This window comes from Plebeiibacterium sediminum (genome assembly GCF_026013605.1).
In the GTDB taxonomy this organism is placed as follows: Bacteria; Bacteroidota; Bacteroidia; order Bacteroidales; family Marinilabiliaceae; genus Saccharicrinis; species Saccharicrinis sediminus.
In genome coordinates, this window is the sequence record NZ_JAPDPJ010000001.1 from 344,024 (window position 1) to 364,192 (window position 20,169).

Annotated in this window: 16 protein-coding genes; 5 read left to right on the plus strand and 11 right to left on the minus strand. The window is 29.9% G+C overall.

The annotated features are described in order from the left end of the window. Positions 1 to 12: 12 nt before the first annotated feature. The 3 genes from OM075_RS01475 to OM075_RS01485 all read right to left on the minus strand — a co-directional run bounded on the left by OM075_RS01475 (position 13) and on the right by OM075_RS01485 (position 2,702). Complete coding sequence (locus OM075_RS01475; protein ID WP_301188684.1) at positions 13 to 393, minus strand: hypothetical protein; 381 nt, start codon at positions 391 to 393, stop codon at positions 13 to 15. A 3-nt stretch (positions 394 to 396) separates the two neighbouring features. After that, entirely contained in the window at positions 397 to 777 is a 381-nt protein-coding gene (locus tag OM075_RS01480; protein ID WP_301188685.1) for a bactofilin family protein, read from the minus strand. Positions 778 to 890: 113 nt separating this feature from the next. Further along, positions 891 to 2,702 (minus strand): adenylate/guanylate cyclase domain-containing protein, encoded by a 1,812-nt coding sequence (locus tag OM075_RS01485; protein ID WP_301188686.1) that lies wholly within the window; start codon positions 2,700 to 2,702, stop codon positions 891 to 893. A gap of 93 nt (positions 2,703 to 2,795) precedes the next feature. Between OM075_RS01485 and OM075_RS01490 the strand changes: the two genes are divergently transcribed. The 5 genes from OM075_RS01490 (at position 2,796) to OM075_RS01510 (ending at position 10,529) form a co-directional block, all read left to right on the plus strand. Then, entirely contained in the window at positions 2,796 to 3,629 is an 834-nt protein-coding gene (locus OM075_RS01490) for a universal stress protein (RefSeq protein WP_301188687.1), read from the plus strand. Between the two features lie 113 nt (positions 3,630 to 3,742). Then, complete coding sequence (locus tag OM075_RS01495; RefSeq protein WP_301188688.1) at positions 3,743 to 4,333, plus strand: non-canonical purine NTP diphosphatase; 591 nt, start codon at positions 3,743 to 3,745, stop codon at positions 4,331 to 4,333. 39 nt (positions 4,334 to 4,372) lie between these two features. After that, the gene (gene porZ, locus OM075_RS01500) at positions 4,373 to 6,724 is read left to right on the plus strand and encodes a type IX secretion system anionic LPS delivery protein PorZ (RefSeq protein ID WP_301188689.1); all 2,352 of its coding nucleotides are present in this window, start codon (positions 4,373 to 4,375) and stop codon (positions 6,722 to 6,724) included. 65 nt (positions 6,725 to 6,789) lie between these two features. Then, the gene (locus OM075_RS01505; protein ID WP_301188690.1) at positions 6,790 to 9,528 is read left to right on the plus strand and encodes a hypothetical protein; all 2,739 of its coding nucleotides are present in this window, start codon (positions 6,790 to 6,792) and stop codon (positions 9,526 to 9,528) included. Between the two features lie 14 nt (positions 9,529 to 9,542). Further along, entirely contained in the window at positions 9,543 to 10,529 is a 987-nt protein-coding gene (locus OM075_RS01510) for a Gfo/Idh/MocA family protein (RefSeq protein WP_301188691.1), read from the plus strand. A 54-nt stretch (positions 10,530 to 10,583) separates the two neighbouring features. Here OM075_RS01510 and OM075_RS01515 read toward each other — a convergent pair whose 3' ends face one another. The 8 genes from OM075_RS01515 to OM075_RS01550 form a co-directional block, all read right to left on the minus strand. Continuing rightward, positions 10,584 to 11,042 (minus strand): hypothetical protein, encoded by a 459-nt coding sequence (locus tag OM075_RS01515; RefSeq protein ID WP_301188692.1) that lies wholly within the window; start codon positions 11,040 to 11,042, stop codon positions 10,584 to 10,586. A gap of 62 nt (positions 11,043 to 11,104) precedes the next feature. Further along, entirely contained in the window at positions 11,105 to 12,028 is a 924-nt protein-coding gene (locus tag OM075_RS01520) for a hypothetical protein (RefSeq protein WP_301188693.1), read from the minus strand. Between the two features lie 59 nt (positions 12,029 to 12,087). Further along, complete coding sequence (locus OM075_RS01525) at positions 12,088 to 15,159, minus strand: ATP-binding cassette domain-containing protein (RefSeq protein WP_301188694.1); 3,072 nt, start codon at positions 15,157 to 15,159, stop codon at positions 12,088 to 12,090. A 27-nt stretch (positions 15,160 to 15,186) separates the two neighbouring features. Next, complete coding sequence (locus OM075_RS01530) at positions 15,187 to 15,567, minus strand: DUF1987 domain-containing protein (RefSeq protein ID WP_301188695.1); 381 nt, start codon at positions 15,565 to 15,567, stop codon at positions 15,187 to 15,189. Between the two features lie 25 nt (positions 15,568 to 15,592). Next, entirely contained in the window at positions 15,593 to 16,168 is a 576-nt protein-coding gene (locus OM075_RS01535) for a SiaB family protein kinase (protein ID WP_301188696.1), read from the minus strand. A 27-nt stretch (positions 16,169 to 16,195) separates the two neighbouring features. Then, a complete protein-coding gene (locus tag OM075_RS01540) occupies positions 16,196 to 18,805 on the minus strand; it encodes a PAS domain S-box protein (protein WP_301188697.1) in 2,610 nt (869 codons plus the stop codon). Positions 18,806 to 18,813: 8 nt separating this feature from the next. Next, entirely contained in the window at positions 18,814 to 19,581 is a 768-nt protein-coding gene (locus OM075_RS01545) for a GAF domain-containing protein (protein ID WP_301188698.1), read from the minus strand. A gap of 10 nt (positions 19,582 to 19,591) precedes the next feature. Beyond that, on the minus strand, positions 19,592 to 20,167 hold the full coding sequence (locus OM075_RS01550) for a chemotaxis protein CheB (protein WP_301188699.1): 576 nt from the start codon (positions 20,165 to 20,167) through the stop codon (positions 19,592 to 19,594). Between the last annotated feature and the right edge of the window lie 2 nt (positions 20,168 to 20,169).

Consider the following 20,169-nt stretch of genomic DNA (forward strand, 5'->3'; position numbering starts at 1 on the left):
GTAAAATCAACTTCATTTTTGAATATAACTAACTATTTTTTTTGTAGAGTAAATCAAATGCATAAAATAGTTAGTCATAAAAACGATTATTACGTGATGCTCATGGTCATCAGAATAATCTACTAAAAGAAGAATAAATAATGCTGCAACAACCATTTTTATTCCAATAAATCCCATGATTATAAAAACTACATAATCAGGGATTAGTTCTACTAGGTATTTGGAGATAAAAATTATTCCGCCGAACAGAAGTACACAAAAAATTTGAATAATATTAACTTCTTCAAATAAATTTTCATGAAAATATTTAGCCAATAGAAAATTAAATAAATATACTATAAGCGCAAAAGTTATAAACTTTCTTATTTCAAGAAATAATTTTTTATTAATCACTTATTATTTTTTTGGACTTGTTGTTGGTTGGGAATTTTCACCCTTTCCTCCCATCTCACATTTCCCGGTAAATATAGCTCCTGGTTCTATTGTAAGTTTAGCTGTTATAATATCTCCGATTAGTTTTGAAGTAGATTTAAGAGATAAAAGTTCACTTACTAAAATCTTACCTTCAATACCTCCAGATACTTCAGAGTTTGCGCAATTTATTTCACCTTTAACTCTTCCGTTTGGTCCAATAACAACTTTTCCTTTAGAAAGTATGTTACCTTCTATTTCACCATCGATTCTGATATCTCCATTAGTTTCAATGTTTCCAGAGATCTTTGTTCCTGAACCAATCATGTTTGGTAACTTATTTTCCGGTTCGTATGATTTAGCCATCTTTTAAAATATTTATCTATTACGATTATTATTAATTGAGGTTTCAAAGAAAACAAAAAAATAAACAAATCTAATTTAGGTTAATTCATTTATAAAAGCAAAGTTTGAAAAACTCATACCAGAAATTCTTTTATTTTCTTTAACTGAATTTCCTTGTTTACTTGCCTTAAATTTTTGGCTGTATTGGTATAATAAACATGTTTAGATATAAAATCATATTGCTTTTTATTCCATTCCCTCTGAGTCATTTTTCCATTAAAATAACACACTTCTTCCCATAATTTTTCTGATAAGGGTATAAAATCAGCCCTGCCTAGGTAATCCAAGTCAGCATCTTTTATAATTTTTTCCATTAATAACTTTGGTTCAACATTCATTTCAGTTGCCATTATTAACTGGTTTATTGCTTCAATCTCGCTACCACTATAGTTAAATTTAGGCAATATTTCACGTGCAATTCGTGCACTTTGAATTTCATGTTTGTCCGGATTTACCATATATCCAGTATCATGAAATAACGCCGCAGTTTTTACAAGAAGTAATTCCTTACTATTTAAACCCTCAGCTCTTCCTATTACCTCCACCTGGGTACAAACATCAATAGTATGTTTTACATTATGATACTTTAACGAAGATGGCAATTCCTGACGCAATTGAGTTAACACCAATTCTTCCAGGTCATTATACCTTATCCATTGTAACTTAGTTTTAAAAGCATCGTTTGGTATTAGCCCTTCCTCATCTACTGATAGGTGAGGAACTATTCCTGTAACAAAGTACATATCCGTCTCCCCCTTATATTTTATAGGCATTTTACCTCTGTACTCACATGTAAAAAAGTCTTTGATCAGTTGATAAGTAATTCCTGAGACATTAATTTTACCTGCAACACCTGAAGATTCCATTCGGCTTGCAATATTAACAGTATCTCCCCAAATATCAAAGGAAAGTTTTTTTCTTCCAATTACGCCTGATATTACCGGGCCTGTGTGTATACCTATTCGCAGCTGCCAAAATTCATCAGAATGTACGTTAGAGGAATGTTTGGATTTTTGCATATATCGCTGCATTTCAAGGGCAGCCAATACTACTTCAACTGGATTAGTACTATTTTTTTCAGGCAAACCTCCGGCGCACATATAAGCATCTCCAATTGTTTTAATTTTTTCTATTTGATGTTTTTCTGCTACTTCATCAAAGTATACAAAAAAACGATCCAGTTCATCAATTAGTGTTTCTGGATTTAAATGCTCTACAATCTTAGTAAACCCCTGTATATCTGCAAATAAAACAGTCGCTTTTTCATATTTAACTGTAGCTTTATGAGTTAATTTGCGGTTTTCTTCCTCATTAGTATCTACTTTTGGCTTTAGATACTTACTAAAAAGTGGTGCAATAGAATCCTGATGCCAATCATTAACTTTTTTATTTAATAAATCTACAACTCCAATTTTTATGATAACAAAAAATACAAATACAAAAACAACAAGTATAATACTTGATACCAAATACCTGCTGACTCCGCTCTTTACTTGAATGTGTATACTTTGACTGGCTTTTTCAGTTTGTACTATAAAGATATAGTTTCCTGAATCTAAATTATAGTAGCTACAACTATTTTTGTAGGTCCAATTCTGAGGTTGAGTTTCAAAATCTTTCAGATAAAATTTATATTTCTCCTTAACTGATGATAAATTGAAAAAATCAAATTCAATAAAGTCATCAGTAGATATTTCTAACAAAAAATCATCATTTATTTGATCTGTATTGATGGTATCTCCGGAAACTATTATATTTTGTATTAATTTTTCACTAATATTTAGATTAGCAGAAGCATAAACACTATGACTTAAAATCACAATCTGGTATAGAAATATAAATAACCCAAACTTATACCTGTACACATCTCTAACGTAACCAATCACCAGATCTTGTTTTTTATATTTAAATTATTGATTTTATTTCAAAAGTAGTATATTTATTTCGCAAAATGAACCTATGTTTTTTAAATAGTTTATATGGAAAATTCTGAAAGGACAATAATTGTACCTTATGATTTTACTGATATGGCGATGTATGCAGTAGAACATGCCATTGATCTTTCAAAAGGTAAAGATATTGGAATTACACTATTAAATATTGTAAAAAAAGAAAGTGAGATTAAGGATCTAACTGAAAAACTTTCTGCTGAAGCCAATAGTATTCATGAAAAATTTGGTGTAAAACCTAATTTCCTTGTTAAAGAAGGAACTATTTTCAAAACAATAAATCAGGTAGCAGAAGAACTTGAGGCTATTCTTATTGTTATGGGCACTCATGGCATCAAAGGATTACAAAAACTAACCGGAAGCTGGGCTTTAAAAGTTATTGTTGGCTCAAAAATTCCATATTTTGTGGTTCAGGATTCTCCTACAAAAAATTTAGTTAGGAAAATGGTATTCCCTGTTGATTTCAGAACTGAAAACAAGGAAAAATTACATTGGGCTGAATTTATTTCGCATTTTTTAAACACTAAAATCTATTTATTTAGTTCTTCAACTAAAGACGGAGCTGTTGAACCAAGAACTAAAGCAAATTTAGTTTTTTGTAAGAACTTTTTATCAGATAAAGGAATTGATTACGAACTTAGTCTTTCTGAAGGTGGTGGCTCTTTTTCTCAGGAGACGCTAAACTACGCTAAAAAAATTGAGGCTAGTGGAATCATAATCATGACAACAAGAGATATTGCATTTCACGATTACGTATTGGGTGCAAATGAACAACAAATTATTGCCAACGATTCAAAAGTTCCTGTTCTGGTAATTAATCCACGTACGGACTTAATGAAGTATGGCTATGGAGGTTTTGGTTGATATCATAATTATTTAAAATATAACATTAAACAACGGCCCACGGTCGTTGTTTTTTTTTAAATGATAAATAATTTTACAACAATAAATTCGTTTCTACTATAAACAATACATTTATGGAATTAGTTTTTGCCACTAATAATTTAAATAAACTCACAGAATTACAAAACATTATAACTGACTCGATTGTTCTTAAGTGTCTTTCTGACATTAATTGTAAAGAAGAAATTCCTGAAACAGGAGATACTTTAGAGGATAATGCCTCACAAAAATCGACCTACATATATTCAAAATATAAGATTAACTGCTTTTCTGACGATACAGGACTAGAAATTGAAGCGTTAAATGGAGCTCCTGGTGTTTATAGTGCCAGATATGCAGGAGAAGATAAAGATGCGAAAAAAAATATGACTCGGGTTCTTCAGGAACTTAATGGAATTAAAAATAGAAAAGCAAGGTTTCGAACTGTTATTTCTTTAATTATAGATGGGAAGGAACACCAATTTGAAGGAGTTGTAAACGGTCAAATAACAGAAATTGAATCTGGTAAAGAAGGTTTTGGATATGATCCTATTTTTATTCCTGATGGTTATACTAAAACTTTTGCCGAGTTATCCTTAGATGAAAAGAATAAAATTAGTCACCGTGGCAACGCGGTTAAAAAATTAGTAAAATATCTTAATACCAACTATACAGAAAACAAATAAACAAACAACTGTTTCTAATATCAATCAATTACCTCTTATATGAAATATATTTTTATTTTTTGTTTAGCTATAATACTTCCAACTAAAACATTTACTCAAGCCTCCATCGGAGATTGGCAGGAGTATTTAAGCTTTTCAAATGTTCAGAATATTGAAAAAATAGATCATATTATATATGCAGCTAGTGATATTGGAATTTTTACATATGATACAAATGACTTTATAATACAAAAGCATACAAAAATTAATGGTTTAAGTGATATCGGTATTTCAACAATTAAAAGAATACCAAATTCATCCAAACTTTTTATAGGATATGAAAATGGAAATATTGATATTTTAGAAAATGGGAATATCAATAATATCCCTGAATTAAAAATTAAATCAATATCAAACAGCAAAAAAATAAACAATGTTGATTTTATAAACAATCAGGCATATTGTGCTACTGATTTTGGGATTTTAGTTGTGGATTACAATAAATTAGAAATATCTGATTTTTATTACATAGGCGATAATGCTTCCCCACTAACTGTTAATCAGATAGCTCATACATCCGATTCAATTTTTGCAGCGACTAAAGAAGGTTTAAGAAAAGCACCTTTAAATAGTACTTCGTTAGCATATTATGAAACCTGGGAATACACATCTGAAGATCATAGTGAATTCAGTGGAGTAATTTCTGTAAATGATATGATAATAACTACTAAACACACAAATACCTATCAAACTTACGCATACTCAAACAATAACTGGAATATTATAAACTCTGCAAGTAATTTTATTAAACTGCAATCATTCACAAATAACTTTGCCATAGTACTTAATAACGAAATTGAATTATACTACAACAATCTAATACATCAAAGCACAATATCAGAATACCAGATTGAGGATAAAAAGTTAAGTATTGCTTATACTTGTATTTTAATTGATGATGAAATAGAATGGGTTGGTGATAAGAACAATGGATTAATTAAAATTGGAGAACCTTTTGATTTACAAATAGTGCCTGATGGTCCTTACTCCAACAGAAGCTTTAAAATAATTACCACTGCTAATGCTCTCTGGACAACCACTGGTGATTATAACCAAACACGACGAATTCCTGCAGAGGTTTCTATTTTTAGAGATCATGAATGGAAACATTTAAATTCTTCAACAGATCCTTTATTTCAAAATTACAACAACATTACGGATATTGTAATTGATCCTAATAATGAATCGCATGTCTATTTAGCAAGTTATAATAACGGAATTTTAGAACTAGAAGATGATAAAGCTGTTTATCAGTACAATGACCAAAATAGTGGTTTACAAAAAGTATATATCTGGGAACTTGTTGCCTCAATAGTACTTGATAATGATGGTAACCTATATGCAAACAACCAGGAAGTAACTTATCCTATCGTAGTTAAACCTGTGGGTGTAACCGATGACAAGGAATCATGGATACAATACAATTATTTACCTTATGACAATCCAGGTGACCAGTTTTGGATTAGAAAAATGATTTATACAAGCTGGGGTGATATTTGGTGTACAACCACTGATCAGGCCTTTGGTTTATTTATTATGAATACTAATGGTACACCTTATAATCCTGAAGACGATATTTATAGAAGCCCAAGAACAACAGCGAGCTTTAATGATTCCCGAAATTCTGTTATTAGTTTATGGGATGAAGATGGTAACAGCATTACATCACGACTACAATGTTTGGCAGAAGATAAAAATGGTTATATATGGATTGGGTCTGATGAAGGACCTCTTGTTTATTACAGACCTCAGACTGTTTTTGAAGAAGATTATCCACAGGTTTCAAAAATTCTTGTACCGAGAAATGATGGTAGTGGACTTGCTGACTACCTACTTGAAAATGAAAATATCGCAACTATTGAGGTTGATGGAGCAAACAGAAAATGGTTTGGAACACAAAATGGTGTTTATTTAATATCTGAAGATGGAACTGAAACGATCCATCATTTCACCAAAGAAAATAGTCCACTCATATCAAATATCATCAATAGTATTACAATTAACCCAGAAAGTGGCGAAGTGTTTTTCGGTACAGATAAAGGTATTGTTTCATTCATAGGCACAGCAACAGAAGGTAAAGAAAATTATAATTCTGTATTGGTTTTCCCAAATCCGGTAAAACCAGGATATGATGGTGAAATAACAATATCTGGTTTAATAGAAAACACAACAACCTTAATTACCGACATTAGTGGTAAGCTTGTATATCAGGCAATATCTACTGGCGGGCAAGTTGTATGGAATGGTCGTAACTTAAATAATAACAAAGTGTCTAGTGGTGTTTACTTAGTTTTTTCAACAAATGAATACGGAGAAAAATCTCTTGCCACTAAAATTATGATTGTCAGATAACATAACACATTTTTATTTTACATTTAAGCGGACTATTTTTGTGAGAAACCAAAGTTAAAAATTACATGCTTAAACGGATTATTACTATTTCTGCTTGTGTCATTTTAGGTGGTGTGTTACTATACGCATACTTTTTTTTACACGATTACAAAAACTATAAAAACAACAATGCAATAAAAGGGATCCCAACAGATGTTTCGTTTATCTTTAGAGTTGATAATCCTAATAATATCATTGAGTTTATTCAAGAAAAAACAGAATATAGTAGTGACTTGAAGAGCTTTGAATGGTTTAATTCCTTTTTCAGTACAATCAGTAAATTAGACAGTTCTGAAGTATATAACAACAAGGCTTTCAATAACCTAAAAAACAAATCATTAACTATTTCACTGCATCAAGAGGGGAAAAGTACACTTAGTCCTTTATTTATTTATGAAGTTAATAATAAAGCTGAAAATAAACTCCTTAGTTCGTTACTAACAGAAAACAAACCTTCTGATTGGAGCATATCAGAACGAAAATATAACTCAAACTTTATTTATAAAATAAGAGATAATAAAGAGCTCTTTGAAACATATTTATCTTTTGAGAATGGTTTATTACTTATCAGCCCCTCTTCTTTAATAATTGAAAAATCGCTCAGACAACTTGATACTGAGTATTCATTAGAAAAAGAAAAAACTTTTGATCAACTATTTAAAACTGCTGGAGACAATAGTGATATTAATTTATTTATCAATTTTAAAAACTCCAGTGACTTGTTAAATAATTTATTAAAACATGACATTGGTAATTCGCTCTCTTTTATTAATAAAATTGGAGATTGGGGAGAACTGGATATTAATCTTAGTAGCGACATCATAAGTATAAATGGTTTTATATACCCTTCTAAGAATCATGAAAAATTAAGCATTTTACTAAAAGGAATGAATCCTTCTACGTCAAGAATAAGCAAATGCATTCCTTCAAATTCAACTTTTTATCTTAGTTATAATATTGATGACAGTGATATTTTACAAAACAATTTAGATGCATATCTAAATGCTACAGGTAATATATCCTCATTTAATGACAAACTGCACTCCTACTCTAATATATTAGAAACAGAAGAATATCTAAGAACAGTTTTTAATTTTGTTGAAGATGAATTTGCCTTGGTTTTTACACCCAATAATACATCAATTCAGGATGAAGGTAAATATCTAATTATTGAAACAATAAGTAAATCAAAAACACTAAAATCTCTTGGTAACATTATAGATTCTTCAATTGAACCAGTTTACAAATATAATCTGGACACTGAAACTGCTTTTCCGATATATAATGCAAAAGGTCTTGAGGGCATATCATATATATTTAATCAATTTGTTCCTGACCCACCATCTAAGTTCTTCACTTTTATTGACAACTATCTTGTATTTTCAAATAGTATTAATTCACTTAAGTCAATTATATATTCCTTTGAACTAAAAAAAACATTGTATCACAGTAAATATTATCAACAGTTTAATGAAAACTTTTCTTACAAGGAAAACCTGTTTATGTATTGTGATTTATCAAAAATATCATTGATTATACCTAATGAATCTTCCAATAGTATTCTTAATCCAAACAAGGAACAAAAAGATGCACTATCGAAATTTTATGGGATAGGAATTCAAGTATCAAATGCAAATCAATTACTATATACTAATACTTGTGTTGAATATTTACCTGTTAGAGAAAATGAACCGAGAACTGTATGGCAAAGCGGTTTAGACAGCACAATTTTTTCCAAACCCAGTATAGTGCTTAACCATAACACTAAAGAAAAAGAAATATTAGTTCAGGATAAATCCAATATTTTATATCTGATAGCTAACAACGGCAAAATTTTGTGGCAAAAAAAGCTTGACAATCCAATACTAAGCGAAATATATCAAATTGATTATTATCAAAACAATAAATTGCAGTATCTATTTAATACAAAGGAAAGAATATACTTATTAGATAGAAATGGGAATTATGTTGAAAAATATCCAATAAACTTTAGTCATGAGGCTACAAATGGCCTGGCTTTGTTTGATTACGACAACAATAGAAATTACAGAATTTTTGTTGCGTGTAATAATAAGGAAACTTATGTATACGATAAAAGCGGTAAACAAATAAAAGGGTGGAAAGCCTCACAAACAGAAGGTATAGTGAATAATCCTATACAACATTTTAGAATTAATAATAAAGATTACATAGTATTTTCTGATGACAAGAGAAATTATATACTTAACAGAAAAGGTAATACCAGAGTAACCATTAAAAATGACTTTATTCGAAATAAAAATAGTCTGTTTTATGAATTTAATAATAACTCCATAATTACATCAGATAAAATGGGTAATGCAAGACTAATTAATTTAGAAAATGGAGAAACATCTCAAATTAAATTAAAAAATACAGATGAAGAGCATTACTTTATTTCAAGTGACGTAACAAATAATCCAGAGAATGAGCTTTTAATTCTAACACACGATCACCTCAATTTATACACAAATAAAGGTAATAAAATATTTTCTGAAGAAGTTGAAGGCAATATTTCCCTTGTGGCTGATATTTACTACTTCTCATCAGCCAATAAAAAAATAGGGATTTATGACGAGAAAAATCAAAAAATATATCTTTTTAACAGCAACGGAAATTTATACAAAAACTTTCCTTTAAAAGGAAAGTCTCGGTTTAGTATAGGTTTTCTAAGTTCAACAAGTAGTCAATTTAATCTTATTGTTGGGGGTGATAACAATTACCTCTATAATTATCGAATAGAATAGTAAAATAAATAGTTATGAAGAAAATTAATATTGGAGTACTCGGTGTTTCTAATCATCTTTTAAAACGCATTATTTTACCATTAAATAACATTAGCAATGGTTGCATATACGCTATTGCTTCAAGAAATGAAGATAACGCAGCTCAATTTGCTAAAAAATTTAATATTCCAAAATTCTACGGCTCATACGAAGCCTTATTAAATGATCCGGTAATAAATGCAGTATATATTCCTTTACCAAACCATTTACATCTAAAATGGATAAAAGAAGCTGCTCTAAAAGGAAAACATATTATATGTGAAAAACCTATAACTCTAAACGAAGATGAAGCAAAACAAGCTTTAACGTATGCAAATAACAATAAAGTATTGCTACAGGAGGCATTTATGTATAAATTCCATCCACAATGGATTCATGCTTTAAATTTAATAAGAACAAACCAATTAGGACAAGTTAAATATATTAGAACTTCATTTGCTTATAACAACCCAAATCCAAACAATATTAGAAATATTAAGGAGTTTGGTGGTGGAGCAATTATGGATATTGGATGTTACGCTATATCACTTTCCCGATACATTTTACAACAAGAACCATCACAAGTTATGGCATTAATGCAACATCATGAAAGTTTTAAAACAGATACATTATCAACAGCAATTTTAGATTTTAATGGTATTCATTCTTTATTTACAGTTTCTACGCTTACAGAAGCTAATCAATCCGTTGAAATAGTTGCTACAGATGGAATTATTAACATACACATTCCTTTCAATACTTATGTAGATACTAAGTCTAAAATAACTATTTCCACTGCACAGGGTTCGAGAGACGTAGAATTTAATGTCTGTGATCAATATGGACTAATGTTCGAGAACTTTTGTAGTAAAATCATAGAAAATGAAACTGAAAATACAGAAGTAAAAGATGCTATCAATAACATGAAAGTCATTGATGCCTTATTTAAATCGAGTGAAACCAAATCCTGGGTACAGATATAAAAAAAGCGGTGACAAAAACACCGCTTTTTCTTTATATAATTAGTTTGTTATTACTTACATTGAACTAATCTCAGCTGCAGAATATTGCTTAACAAGTGACATTACACCTTTTGCACATCCTTCTGCACCACCTTTAAAAGAAAAGACTAAACTATAAACTTTTGTTTTTAAGCAAAGGAATTCAAATGCGCTATACATTTTTCCTCCTTCAAAATTACTTACTAACAATTTATCTCCATCATAAAGTTGCATGATAACTTTTTCTGGATTACCTAATCCATTAACTGAATTAAATTTATATTGACTTCGGCTATTCAAAATTACACTAAACTTTACATATCCAGTTTTGGTATCTTTCTTTTCTTGCTTAAGATCAATTGTAAAATCTTTCATGTATTGTGTATCACCCATTTCCTTTAAAGCTTGCTTTAATAAATCATCACCACACTGTGCATGACCTTTAACCGCAAATATTGAAATGAACAATATTGATAATATTAAGACCTTCTTCATATTCATAAAATTTTATTTCTTAATAAAACTGTAAACAAAGATAATTTATTAATTGAAATTATCTATGATACAATAAAATCTCTAAGATTTTTGATTTCAGCAACTATTGAATCAATTTGTTCTTGAGTAATTTCAACATGGCTAATTTCATCTTGAACAATGATTAAAGTACCATTTTTTTCAATTCTCTTAGGCTCCCCAAATTCTGTAGTAATTTTAACATTAGCATAAGCTTGCTTAATCTGCTCCATACGGGTTACCATTTCAGCAAAGTTTGGATCGTTACTGTAATTATTTAAGATTATTAATAAAATATCAATTATATCTTTTTGCTCACCAATTCTATTAATTAATTCTTCATTTTTTGTAGCCTGAATTACACTACCTGCAATATATAAACCTTCAATCCATGCTCCGGTAACAATAAGAGTACTTACATTACTTCTCTTTTGCTCTCTTAAATATGAATCCATCTTATTAAAACTATTAACAGATATTTCCATTAATGAATCAAGATTATTACTATTTGTAGCTAGCTGTTTTAAAGAATTAAAATCAAAAAACTGACCAACTTTAATACCTTCTGAAAGTTCTTTAATAGCCAAAAGATAAGAAACTACAATTGTGTTTTTATCAAAAGTATTAATGTAACCTAAGTCAGCACTTAATACACCTAAGTTTAATGCTCTTTTAAAACTTGTATTATAATCCTTAATTTTTTCAGGCTTATTCAATATTTTTTGAGAAAATTCTACTCCTGATTTTTTGATTAAAGCTGCCATTTCAACTGGTGATGAGATATTTTGAATCACGTCCCCAATAATTTCTTCCGACAATTCTAATGGTGCATCATTTGTTAATGCAGAATCAGCAATTGAAAAATCATCTGAATCAGCTTGTTTTTGTCCTGAATTACCAGAACAAGCAGAAAACATAATTAGTATTCCACTTAATATAGCCGTAGTATACAATAATTTCTTTAACATGATAGGTTTATTTTAAATTTTCAAAATAATTAGGTTATACTGTAAACCTCATAAAAAGGTTACTTTTTAAGGTATTTAAATTCACTAAAGGCCTTGAATGATTTACGTAATAAATCATAATAAAGTACAATATATAATAATATGGTAAATAGCCATACCATTGAAATATTAAACCATAAAGTTTCGAAGTAATTTCCTGCAAAATGCTTTTTAGGTGCAAAAAAGTGAGATCTAAAGTCTAAAGCAAAAGATGGTTCCGGCAGCAGATATATTGGATCTACATTTTGTATCAGTTTATCTCCTTCTCTTAAAATCTTATTTTTTTCAAATACTTTACAAACAATATCAGATATACTTTCGTTTACATACTTATCTTTTAAGGCATTAAATTTATCTCTTCCATAAGTTGACATAGCGTAATTTATCATCTTTTCCTTTTTATTTGAGGCTGCAACAAATCTATTAGAATAAGATTCTTTTAGCTCCTCTAAATAGGTATTCAACTCACTATATACTGAAGAATTAAAACTATCAGCTTCCAATTTATCTAAACTTGAAAAGTTAATATCCTTAACCCTATTATTTTCTTTATTAACTTCATTTTTTAATAAAGCTAAATCATTAATAAAACTTTCTTTATCGTCTTCGGTTTTATCTGCTTTTGATAAATATTTATTACAATTATCCAGAATATCTTGTAATTCCTGTATGTAAAAAACGACTTTAAAATCTGTAGAACTTTCTTCCTGTTCCACGTCAAAAAACACCTTCCTAAACTTATTATTCTTATACTGGTCAACCATTAAGCCCTCATATATCCATCTGGATGGCATAAATTCTGCTATAAAAGGCACTTTATCTGCACTAGAAATATCCCTGTTTAACTTGTCAAAAGTAAACATTGCACCACCTAAAACCATTTGAGGAATCATTACCAATGGTATTAAAATGTAAATAGTTACAATTGAATTAAAGGATGCGGATAAAATTAATCCTAAGATATTAGCAAAAGCTGAAACTGAGAATAAGGCCAACCAAAATTCCAGATACATATCCTTGATTCCTAAAACCGTATTAGCAACACCTACAAATAATCCCATTTGTATAGCTGAAATGGTAAACAGAATAAGAACCTTGGAAACAAGATAACTCGATCTTGAAAGATTTAAAAAGGCTTCCCGCTTAAGAATTTTAGCATCTTTAAATATTTCCTCTGCACTAACAATCAATCCAAAAAATAGAGCAACTACAATACCCATAAAGATATATGGAGGAATGTTTTCATTATCTCTAAAGATGTAAACATTTGAATCCGGATTAACAATATATCTTATTAAGAAAGATAGAATGAGTCCTAATATCGGAGCCTCCAAAATATTTAATAAAATATACTGAGTATTCGATATCTTTGAAAAGAAATCTCTTAATGTATAAATCTTAAACTGATTAATCCAGGCAGGAATATTTAATGATCTAGGAGGTGCTGTCTCAACATCTTTAACCTTTGGAATCTCAATGTTGTTTACATAGTGTTCATTCCACTCCTTTGGACTGGTTTTCCTTTTATTAGTATAATTTCCATATTCATCAATTACATTAGCATCGATAATATTAAAAACTAATTCAGGATTAAGGTTACCACATTGCGGACATTCTCCTTGCTCACTATTAATTTGAGCATCTAGACGTTTAAAGTAGATTAATGACTCACTTGGATTTCCATAATAAACCGGATAACCTCCTGTATCAAGAATAAACATTTTATCAAACATCTTATAGATATCTGATGAAGGTTGATGAATTACAACAAAAATTAATTTTCCTTTTAATGTTAATTCTCTAAGAAGATTCATAACATTTTCAGAATCTCTGGAAGAAAGACCTGATGTTGGTTCATCAACAAATAATATTGAAGGCTCTCTGATAAGCTCTAAAGCAATATTTAGTCTTTTACGTTGTCCACCACTAATCATTTTATTTAGTGGAGAACCTACTTTAAGATTCCTTCTTTCAAATAAACCAAGACTTTGTAAAGTATCATTAACCAATTGCGTTAATTCTTCTTCATTTTTGTCTTTAAAACAAAGCTTGGCATTATAATAAAGGTTTTCAAATACTGTTAATTCCTCAATCAACAAATCGTCCTGAGGAATTAAACCAATTACACCTTCTATCTTCTCTCTTTCCTGATGTAAATTAATACCATTAATCCGAACCTCACCAGCACTCGGATTTTCAGTACCTGATAAAACATTTAACAAGGTAGTTTTACCAGCACCACTGGCACCCATAATACCAACCAATCGGCCATGTTCTTCAGCTAAATTTACATCTCTTAAACCAATTCCTCCATTTTTAAACTGAAAACCTAAGTTTTCAACTACATATGAAATCTTAGGTGTAGATGCATCCGTCATAAAACGACTTACTACATCAGTATAATAAATTGGTGCCCTGGCTGGTAACTTTAAAAAACTACCTTTAGGAAAAAGATAAATTCTTCGGTTTGATAATAACAAACCATTTAAAAAGACATCCTGATCTCCAGTATATCTTAAAAAATATAAATCGGCACTTTTAACTCTTAAAATTAAAATATTACCGTGTAACTTCTGTGCCTGAATATGTTCACGATGTTCACCATCATTTTCCTCTGAATTTATGGCTAAAACATTTTCATAATCAAGCTTTTTAAGGTCATCGCTAACAACAAAGGCTTCAATACTTTTCTTTTCATCTGCAGAAAATTTAAAAACATCTGCGGCAGTATTAATGATAGCCATTCGCTGATCGGTAAATTTACGATCGGCATTCACCAATTCGTACATACGAACCAATACAACAACCTTTTGCTCTTTATTAAGCTGTTTGTTAATTTTTTTACAGATTCCGATTATTCTAACAGAATCTTTCATTGAGGTAAGCTGAACCTTACCATCATTATTTCCATTGCTTCTTTTATCTTTTGAATGCCTCTGAAATAAAGCAAAATATTCATCTACAGCTTCAGATGTTAGCTGCTGCGTTAAAAAGTTTTTAACAAATTCTATTTCACTTTCTTGCACTCCATCATCTTGTTTGGCAATTAAACCAAACAATTGCATCAGTGCTTTTAATATTTCTTCACTCATAAGATGTTATTTGCAATAAATTATACTTTAGTCAGTATAAGCTTCGTATTCAAATGGGATTTCTACAATGTCAGCATATTCTTCACCAGCTTCCAGCATATCTTCCTCCTCCTCATGATAATGCCATTTAATGGTGACATCGTTACCATTCTCTACTATTTCTTCAAATTTTAATAAAATATCCAAAATAATTTTAGAAGATGCAGTATTAAAGTATTCTAACTTAAAATTAAATTCTGTTTTTTCGTTAGGAGCCTCAGAGTAACCATCGATCCAATTCATTATTGGCTCATAAAACATATTAACATCTTCCGGTAATGATCTCCCAGAAATCTCGAACTTATTGTTGTCTTTATCTAAAATTACATTAGGAGTATCATCTGTTCCCTGAATATTGATAACTTCCATGATTCTTTATATTTTAATAGTTTTTTTAATTATTTCGTCTAATTGTTGATGTCAGGATAAAGAATGAAACTTCATCACTAATTTTTTTGAATTGATAAGTCAATTCACTTCCTGTTTTCTTTGCAATATCAATAAGTCCTAAACCAGCACCACCTTTATCAGAAATACGTCCATCACGCATTTGTGTTTTATACAATTCAGATAGTCCCTTTTTATCTAAAGAGTTTACTTGCTCAAGATTCTCTCTTAAACCAGGAACTTTTTCATTTTTAATTACATTACCAGTAATGATATTATAACAATCATCACCACGGCTTACCATTACAATTCCCCTTCTCTCGTTTTCATCTTCATCTGAAAGAGAATCTGCGTGTTTGCTAATATTCTGTAAACATTCAACCATTACGTTAAAAACCTTACGCTGAACAGCATTTGATTCTTCACTTTTGGCTAAACTTTTCTCAGTTAATGAAGTAAAAGTTTTAGTTATTTCCTGTGTTACTTCTCCTTCGTACACCAAGCTAATTTCATTGGTTTTCATAGTTCGATAAAGCTGATAAGCAAAATCCAGAAAACTATGATTCTCTTGAGAATTTCCCATTGTAATTAAATATTTAGTTTGTATACTTTACAATTCAATACCGATTAATAAAACATCATCAACTTGCTTTTGATCTCCCATCCAATCATAAAAATCAGATGAAAAATGACGGGCAAAATGTGCCATTGTCAAGTCAGGACTTTCAACCAATGCTTCTTTAATTCGCTTGGTTTGATATTTCCTTCTATTCTCGCCTCCCAACTGATCGGGAAGACCATCTGAGAATATAAAGATTTTATCTCCATCCTCATAAGGTATTTCATGATTTTCAAAATCCTTTTCTTTCTTTTTAAGAAGAGGTTTTCCTCCAATACCTTTTCGGGAACCCTTATACTCTATTAATTCACCTTTTCGTAGCAAATATAATGGATTATGGGCACCTGCAAATTGTATTATCTTTTTTTCTTTATCTATTTTACACAATGCAAGGTCCATTCCATCTCTACCATTATTACCTTCATCGTTCTGTTTTAACGTTGTACGTACTCCCTGATGTAATAACTCTAAAATGTTTGCAGCATCAAAACCATTATCAATATTAACGATATTATTTAATAAAAAGTATCCTATAAATGATAATAGCGCTCCTGGCACACCATGACCTGTACAATCTACGGCTGCCACATAAAAAGTTTCATCTTTTTTGACAAACCATGGAAAATCTCCACTAACAACATCTTTTGGTCGGTAAAATATAAATGACCTTGGAAAATGACGTTGAATAAAATTGGTATCTGGTAAAATAGAAGTTTGAATTCTCTGAGCATAATTAATACTATCAGAAATCTTCTTATTCTTTTCTTTTATTTCTTGCTCAATCTTTTTGACTTCAGTCATGTCATGCGCAACAAATAAGACTGATTCAAGAAGTTTTTCCTCATTAAGTTCAGGGATTGCCTTTATTTGCATTATTTGAGTACCCACACTAGAATTGAGTTCAATCTCTTCGTTTATTTGGGTTGTTTCCCTTTTAACTTTTAATAAAACATCATTAACAAACTCAATAAATCTTTCATCTATATACAATTCAGAAATACGTTTTTTAGTAATTTCATTAATTGGCAATCCAATAAATCCTGCTACGGCAGGGTTAGCATATACAATTTTTCCTGATGTATTGATGCGAAGAATCATATCCGGAGAATTTTCAGAAAGTGATTGCATTCTACTCTTCATCCTTTCTTCTTTTTCTGCTCTGATTCTTTCTGTTATATCCTGAGTATTAAAGATGATACCTTTAATTGCCGGATCATGAAGCAGGTTTTTACCCTGTGTTTCAAGAAATAACTTTTCTCCGTTCTTTTTTAAATAAGCATATTGTGCTACACTCTCACCTCCAGGCGTTTGCTTTAAGTAAGAAAATAAATTATTAATTGCTTTATAACCTCGTGGGGTCATCATTTCAGGATCCATTCCTATTACATGATCTTTATCACTATATCCTAAAATTCGTTTAACGGATGGACTTTCGAAAACCAATCTTTGATTTTCATCGTAAATAGAAATAAATTCAGAGGCATTGGTTAATAAGGCAACTAATCGTTTCTGGCCATTTTCTACCTCTTGAATTTTAGATTCTAATAACTCATTTGATTTTTCTAAATCTTCCTGAGCTATCATCATCTCACGTGCATTTTCTTTAAGTTTTTCTTCATTTTGCCTTAAAGTAACAGTCATTTCCTGCGATTCCTTCAGTAAATATTCTGTTTTAGCATTAATTTTTTGTGCGTATATGGTTCTACCAATCATTGAACTAAGCTCTTCGGCAAAGTTCAATTTGTAAGTTGGAATATGATCATAAAGAAAACCTAACTCTACTATACCTTGTAATTCTTCCTCCTGCATTAATGGAAGAATAATTAAACTTTTGGGTTTATTGTCACCTAAAATACCAGAAGTTACTGTAAAATAATCATCCGGAATTTCAGTCCTGTAAATCATTTCTTTTTCAAAAGCAACCTGACCTACTAACCCACGTCCAATCTCATATTCATGATGAATAAAACGCTGTCTGTTATATGCATAGGTAGCAATATTGACTAATTTATTATTTTCAAGAATATAAAAGGCACCCTGTATTCCTTCTGAATAACCAATAATACCCTTTAACAATTCAATAGCTAATTTATCAATATTCCTGTGAGTTCTCAGGATATCATTTACTAATTCTTTCCCTTTGGTAATCCATCTCTGTTCTTCTTCTTTCTTATTTGTTTCCAACAAATTCTTTGCTAAACTTACTAAAGACGAGGAATCCCCATTTTTATATTGAAAAACAGAAGAAAAATCACCCTGACGAATGTAATTCGCTATCTGAATATTTGAATTTAAATTATTCTTTAAATTATTAATCTCCTTACTAAGATTTTGCTTATTGATTTGGTTGTAATTATAAAAATACAATGCAGTTATTGGTAAACCCATAATAAGTACATCTACAAACCAAACTAAAACAGATGTATGAATTTTTAATATTGAATTCATTGAAACTTTTTCACCCATAAAGTCAATAAACCCAAACCATACAAACAAATAAATCAGTATTATAAATAATGACATAAAGAACCTGTCCCCTTCGTTTATAAACGAAAAGGATAGATACTTCTTAATATGTTTAACAATTTTCTTTATATGCATTTCAAAAATTATAAAACTTTTAATTCCTTTAAACCCTCACTTATAATATTCCAGTGCCTTTCAATATTAACTAACTTAAAAGTAGCTAACTCAATTAGTCCTACTGTTTCATTGTTAACTACAATTGGTAACAAATACAAATGTTTAGGCTTAGATGAACCTGAACATGATTCTATATTAAAATAATCTTCATCAACATCACTAACTAAAGTAGCATTTTTATTAGTAATGCATTCACCACTTATACCACTTTTCTCATCTATTTCACCAAGTACTTCATCTTGGTTTAAACCATAAACACCTTGTACGCTAAATTTTGTTGAAGGTTCTATCTTAAAATAACATACCCCTAGGCCTATTTCGTAGTGCTTGGCTAATTTATTTAATAATGCAGTACCTAAACTTTTAATACTATTATTATTTACAACAACTTCGCTCAAATCGTTTTTAATAATATCAATTTCATCTGAACTTTTTGAATCTGTATTCAGCTCATTTTTAAGGTTTTCTATAGTCTTTTTAAGATGTTCATTTTTTTGAAGTAATTCATTTTCTAATTGTTTAAAATCTTGTTCAGCATCTTCTTTATCCTTGATATTTTGTCTTATTAGTCTATCTGTAAAATAAATGATTCCAATAAATCCAATAAATGAAAAGATTTCAAATACCAGAAAACTTGCAGATATTGGTTCATCAATAAAAAGGTACTTGGATAATGCAAAAACAAAGGCTGCAATAGCAAGAATATAGAGTATAAATACAGGTTTCTTTTTCATTTCAGACATTTTAAAGTTTATTCAAAAAGTCAATAATTCCTTCTGGCGATAATACTTCATCAGGAGTAAATAGCTGTAGTGCGGATTTAGGCATTGTATCAACATCACAGGTAACAGGATCCTGAACAATTGTATATCCATTCTTTTTATGCACTTCAAACATCCCCATAGCACCATCTCTATTTGCTCCAGTCAAAATAATTCCAACCATCTTTTCACGATAAGTTGTTGCGGCAGAAGAAAATGTATAATCAATAGAAGGTCGACTATGATTATTAACCTCCTCTGTTGATAATGAAATTGTTGAATCATATTCAACAAATAAATGATAATTAGATGGTGCTAAATATACTTTTCCACCTTCAATAGAATCCTTATCAAAAGGTTCAACCACCTGCAAATTTGATTTTAAATTTAATCCTTCTAATAGTCCGGATCTAATATGTTTCAGCCGATGTAAACATACAATTATCGGATATTTAAAATCCGGTTTAATATGAGCCAGTATTTTTGACACAATAGAAAAGCTCCCAGCTGATCCACCGATAACAATACCTTTATAATATTTTGCTCTACTTGTACTCATTT